The sequence below is a fragment of the Candidatus Margulisiibacteriota bacterium genome, from assembly GCA_031268855.1.
In the GTDB taxonomy this organism is placed as follows: domain Bacteria; phylum Margulisbacteria; class Termititenacia; order Termititenacales; family Termititenacaceae; genus Termititenax.
In genome coordinates this window covers 1-4038 of the sequence record JAIRWS010000083.1, presented here as the reverse complement: position 1 = coordinate 4038, position 4038 = coordinate 1, and the positions used below count along the sequence as shown (strand labels likewise).

The following is a 4038-nucleotide window of genomic DNA, read 5'->3' as shown; positions in this document are numbered from 1 at the left end:
GAAAAAGACGATTTTCGCAAAAACCATCTGGAGCGCCTGAAATCTAAAGAATGTCATCTCAACGCCGCGGCGATCTTTAACGATATAGTCAACAATCTGGAGCGCATCAGCGACCACGCTGTCAAATTCGCCAAGTGGCGCGAAAATCCGTATTTGTATCAGTAGGTTAAACCTAACACACTCCTTTTAGCAATTCCGCTACGGTCAGCTCCAGTCCTGCGGCAATGCGGCGCAGCTGATCTAGTTTGGGATTAGTGTTAAAACCGTTTTCAATATTGCTGAGCGTGGCTTTTAAAATATCATTCTCAAAACAGAAAATGTTGAGGGATTTGCCGGTGGCTAGACGCAGCTTGCGCACCCGTTTTCCTAAAGAAATGTTCACTTGCATGAACAGATAATATATGCTATACTTCCTATCGTGTTCATTTAGATGAACAACTGGAATAAAAAACAAGAGGGGATATTTTTATGACAAATAATTATAATGACAGTTTTGCCGGGGCGCCGTATTTTATCAGTAAAGGCGAACCGCTCTCGGCAGATGGTATGACCGCGGCGCTGAACACCAGAGAAAAAGTGGCCAATAAAGTGACCGGCCTGTCCAGCGCGTCTACCGATGACGCTGGCAAAAATATTTACGTTGCTTAACTGTTCCGTTTGTGGAAAAAATTAGCTTTATGCTATAATTAATTGAGGAGTGTAAGATGGCTTTGCCAATTAAAGAGACCCCTGTTCTAACCGGAAAAGATGCGGAGAGATTTTTGCGTATTATTGAAACTAATGAAAAAAATTCTTTAAGCAAGAAAGATGCGCTCTCTATAAAAAAAGCATACAGTATGTTTGCTTTTAGAGGAAAATAAATTTTCTAGATATGTCCTTAAAACGATCCATACTTAGATTGACTGCAGATTATGAAATCAAAAGCTTTGACTGCGGCGACAGTGATTTAAATGAGTTTTTTTATCGAGATGCCTTAAATTATACAAGACAATTATTAGCCGTTACATACGTAGTGGAAACCAAAATTAAGACAATAGGTTTTTTTAGTGTTGCAAACGATAGAATTCAGATTTCAGAAAATAATCCTATTTGGAATAGACTAAATAGGAATATTCGAAATGCCAAAAGGAGACGAGAGTATCCGGCGGTAAAATTAGGCCGTCTCGGAATAGATAGGGAATGGCAAAACCAAAACGTCGGTACGGAATTACTCGGCTATATAAAAGAACTTTTTCTGCAAGACAATAAAACTGGCTGCCGTTTTATTACGGTTGATGCTTACAACAATCCTGATACTATTAGATTTTACCAAAAAAATGGTTTTGCTTTTTTTCTGATACAGGACACCCGGGAGAAAACAAGGCTGATGTTTTATGATTTAATGTTGTACAAAAATGCTAATGTCTGACCACCTGTCCGAGATAAAACGCCGCCGCACATTTGCGATCATCAGCCACCCTGACGCTGGCAAGACCACGCTCACGGAAAAACTGCTGCTTTTCGGCGGAGCGATACAGCAGGCCGGCGCGATCAAGGCCAAAAAAGCGCAGAAACACACCGCCTCGGACTGGATGGAGCTGGAGAAACAACGCGGCGTCTCCGTGGCGACCTCGGTCATGTCTTTTGAATACGACGGTATGATCATTAACCTGCTGGACACGCCCGGCCACGTGGATTTCAGCGAGGATACTTACCGCACGTTGACCGCCGTGGATTCCGTGCTGATGGTCATCGATTCGGTCAAAGGCGTGGAGGAGCGCACTAAAAAACTCATGGACGTCTGTCAGATGCGCAAAATCCCCGTGATCACTTTTATCAATAAACTGGACCGCGAGGGGCTGGATCCTTTTGCGCTGCTTGACGATATCGAAAATAATCTGGCGATCACCGCCGTGCCTTTGAGCTGGCCGCTTGGTATGGGGCGCGGTTTCCGCGGCGTCTACAATCTCCGCCAAAAAAGTTATCTGCAGTTTACGGATAAACAGAAATTTGCGGAGAGTCAAAATATCGAGCCGCAGAATATTCCGGCGGTCGAGGCTCAACAGCGAGTTGAGCTGGCCGATGCTGTGGCGACTATTCGCGGCGCGCTGGAGCCTTTTAGCCTGGAAAAATATCTGCGCGGTGAGATGACACCGGTTTTTTTCGGCAGCGCGTTGAATAATTTTGGCATTTTGGATTTGCTGCGGGAGATCATCCGGCTGGCGCCGCCGCCGCTGCCCCGGCCGGCCGCCGAACGTATTGTCGATCCTACGGAAGATAAAATGACCGGCATTGTTTTTAAGATCCACGCCAATATGGACCCCAGACACCGCGACCGCATCGCTTTTTTGCGCGTCTGTTCCGGGGTTTTTCGGCGCGGCATGCAGGTTTATCAGGTGCGTGAAAAAAGAGAATTTAAGGTGGCCAATCCGCTGACTTTTCTGGCGCAGGCGCGCGCGGTCACTGAAGAGGCTTATCCTGGCGATATTATCGGTATCCACGATACCGGCGCGCTCAAGATCGGCGATACTTTCAGTGAGGGTGAGGAGCTTAATTTCAGCGGTATACCCAGTTTCGCGCCGGAAATTTTTCGTTTGGTCATCAACCGCAATCCTTTGAAAGCCAAACAATTGCAAAAAGGCCTGCGGCAGTTATCGGAAGAGGGCGCGGTGCAGTTATTCAAAGGTCTGCTCGACCAAAAACTGGTGCTGGGCGCGGTCGGCGAGTTGCAGTTTGATGTGGTGCGTTTCCGTCTGGAAAACGAATACGGCGCGCAGTGCGAGTATCAAAATTATGAGGCGGCATTTGCTTACTGGGTTTCCGCCGCTGAAGAAAAATATCTCAAAGAATTTCAAGCCGACAAACCGCTGCGCGTCATGCAGGATATTGACGGCCAGCTGGTGTTTTTATTCAAGGGCGCCTGGGAAATCAAATTCATTCACGAGCGGTTTCCGGAGATCCGTTTTTACAAAACTTCGGAATGTCGCGCGCGCGATCTGGCGTTTTAGCGAAGATACTTGCTGCCGCGCGCGCCGCTGCCTTCCAGCCAAATATTCGTTCAGGTGTTGAAATCTACAGCTAATTTAGCCGGATTTAATTTTTTCTGATGCGGAAAAATTCCCAAAACTGGCAAGCCGCTGATCTTTTGAATGATCCGCGGATTTTCCAGCGCGGAAAGATCCGGTGGAGTAGTTTGCGTAAAGATCAGGCCTTTTATTTTAAGCTGTTTTTTTTGCAAAGCCTCGATGGAGAGCAAAGTGTGATTGATCGTCCCCAATCCAGCGCGACAAACTAAGATCGTTTCAGCCGAAAGGTCTTTGAGCAAATCCAGCATGTAATAGTTTTCGCGCAGCGGCGCGTACAGACCGCCCGCGCCTTCAATAAAGCTAATTTCAAACTGTTCACAAAAAGCGAGGATATTTTTGGTCAGCTTTTTAACATCTATCGGCGGCAGTTTGTCCTCCAGCGCGGCCTGCTGCGGCGCCAGCGGTTTGCTGAAATGCAGCGGATTGTAAATTTGCGCCGGGGTCAGTCCGGCGCTGCGGGCTATGTATTGTAGGTCTTGATCGGCCGGATAACCGGTTTGCACCGGTTTACAGACGCCGCACTGCGGAAACATCCGCGCCAAAACCGCCGCGGCGACAGTTTTGCCGACGCCGGTGTCCGTGCCCGTAATAAAATAGCGTTTATTCATCGGACACTGAGCGAAGTCGAAGTGTCCGTGTTTCGGTTGGTGAGCGCAGTATCCTGCGGATACGCTGGCGAACCAACTGTTTCCTGTATGGACTGATATATTACATCCAGCAGCCAGCGTAATTCCCGGGCGGTGGTGGAAAGCGGCGGCATGATCACAATATTGTTGCTCAAAGGCCGGATCAGCAGGCCGCGCTCCCGGGCTTTTGCGCAAATGCGGTAGCCGATCTTTTCTTTGTAGGCGTACTCCGGCAGTTCCAGCGCGGCGATCATTCCGCATTGGCGGATCTGCTTGACCTGTGGTATGCCGCGAAATTTTTCTAATTTGTCCCGCAGGAGAGCAATATTTTTGTTTACTCTGGCCAG

The 4038-nt window shown here is 48.0% G+C and carries 8 protein-coding genes; 5 read left to right on the top strand and 3 right to left on the bottom strand.

Going from position 1 to position 4038, the window contains the following annotated elements; genetic code table 11:
* The first annotated feature begins 27 nt into the window (after nucleotides 1–27).
* Nucleotides 28–165, top strand: a complete 138-nt coding sequence (locus tag LBJ25_05165) for a hypothetical protein (protein MDR1453344.1) — start codon at nucleotides 28–30, stop codon at nucleotides 163–165.
* Between the two features lie 7 nt (nucleotides 166–172).
* Here LBJ25_05165 and LBJ25_05160 read toward each other — a convergent pair whose 3' ends face one another.
* Nucleotides 173–388: a helix-turn-helix domain-containing protein gene (locus LBJ25_05160; protein MDR1453343.1), complete on the bottom strand. Its 216-nt coding sequence runs from the start codon at nucleotides 386–388 to the stop codon at nucleotides 173–175.
* Nucleotides 389–468: 80 nt separating this feature from the next.
* Here LBJ25_05160 and LBJ25_05155 point away from each other — a divergent pair, with 80 nt between their 5' ends.
* The 4 genes from LBJ25_05155 to LBJ25_05140 are packed head-to-tail and all read left to right on the top strand — an operon-like array spanning nucleotide 469 to nucleotide 2987.
* Complete coding sequence (locus LBJ25_05155; protein ID MDR1453342.1) at nucleotides 469–648, top strand: hypothetical protein; 180 nt, start codon at nucleotides 469–471, stop codon at nucleotides 646–648.
* Between the two features lie 56 nt (nucleotides 649–704).
* Nucleotides 705–860 carry a hypothetical protein gene (locus tag LBJ25_05150; protein MDR1453341.1) on the top strand — a complete coding sequence of 52 codons (156 nt, stop codon included), beginning with the start codon at nucleotides 705–707 and terminating at the stop codon, nucleotides 858–860.
* A 38-nt stretch (nucleotides 861–898) separates the two neighbouring features.
* Nucleotides 899–1408: a GNAT family N-acetyltransferase gene (locus tag LBJ25_05145; protein ID MDR1453340.1), complete on the top strand. Its 510-nt coding sequence runs from the start codon at nucleotides 899–901 to the stop codon at nucleotides 1406–1408.
* The gene (locus LBJ25_05140) at nucleotides 1401–2987 is read left to right on the top strand and encodes a peptide chain release factor 3 (protein ID MDR1453339.1); all 1587 of its coding nucleotides are present in this window, start codon (nucleotides 1401–1403) and stop codon (nucleotides 2985–2987) included. Before LBJ25_05145 ends, LBJ25_05140 begins: the two co-directional genes overlap by 8 nt.
* 50 nt (nucleotides 2988–3037) lie before the next feature.
* Here LBJ25_05140 and bioD read toward each other — a convergent pair whose 3' ends face one another.
* Together bioD and LBJ25_05130 are read right to left on the bottom strand one after the other, a co-directional pair.
* Nucleotides 3038–3673: a dethiobiotin synthase gene (gene bioD, locus LBJ25_05135; GenBank protein MDR1453338.1), complete on the bottom strand. Its 636-nt coding sequence runs from the start codon at nucleotides 3671–3673 to the stop codon at nucleotides 3038–3040.
* Nucleotides 3670–4038 (bottom strand): aminotransferase class III-fold pyridoxal phosphate-dependent enzyme (locus tag LBJ25_05130; protein ID MDR1453337.1); only part of this gene is annotated, 369 nt, incomplete at its 5' end. The genes LBJ25_05130 and bioD, both read right to left, overlap by 4 nt.

Bases quoted from the DNA above. Each gene is read 5' to 3' on its own strand.
- bioD (MDR1453338.1), bottom strand. From the start codon at position 3,673: ATGAATAAACGCTATTTTATTACGGGCACGGACACCGGCGTCGGCAAA.
- LBJ25_05160 (MDR1453343.1), bottom strand. From the start codon at position 388: ATGCAAGTGAACATTTCTTTAGGAAAACGGGTGCGCAAGCTGCGTCTA.
- LBJ25_05155 (MDR1453342.1), top strand. From the start codon at position 469: ATGACAAATAATTATAATGACAGTTTTGCCGGGGCGCCGTATTTTATC.
- LBJ25_05140 (MDR1453339.1), top strand. From the start codon at position 1,401: ATGTCTGACCACCTGTCCGAGATAAAACGCCGCCGCACATTTGCGATC.
- LBJ25_05150 (MDR1453341.1), top strand. From the start codon at position 705: ATGGCTTTGCCAATTAAAGAGACCCCTGTTCTAACCGGAAAAGATGCG.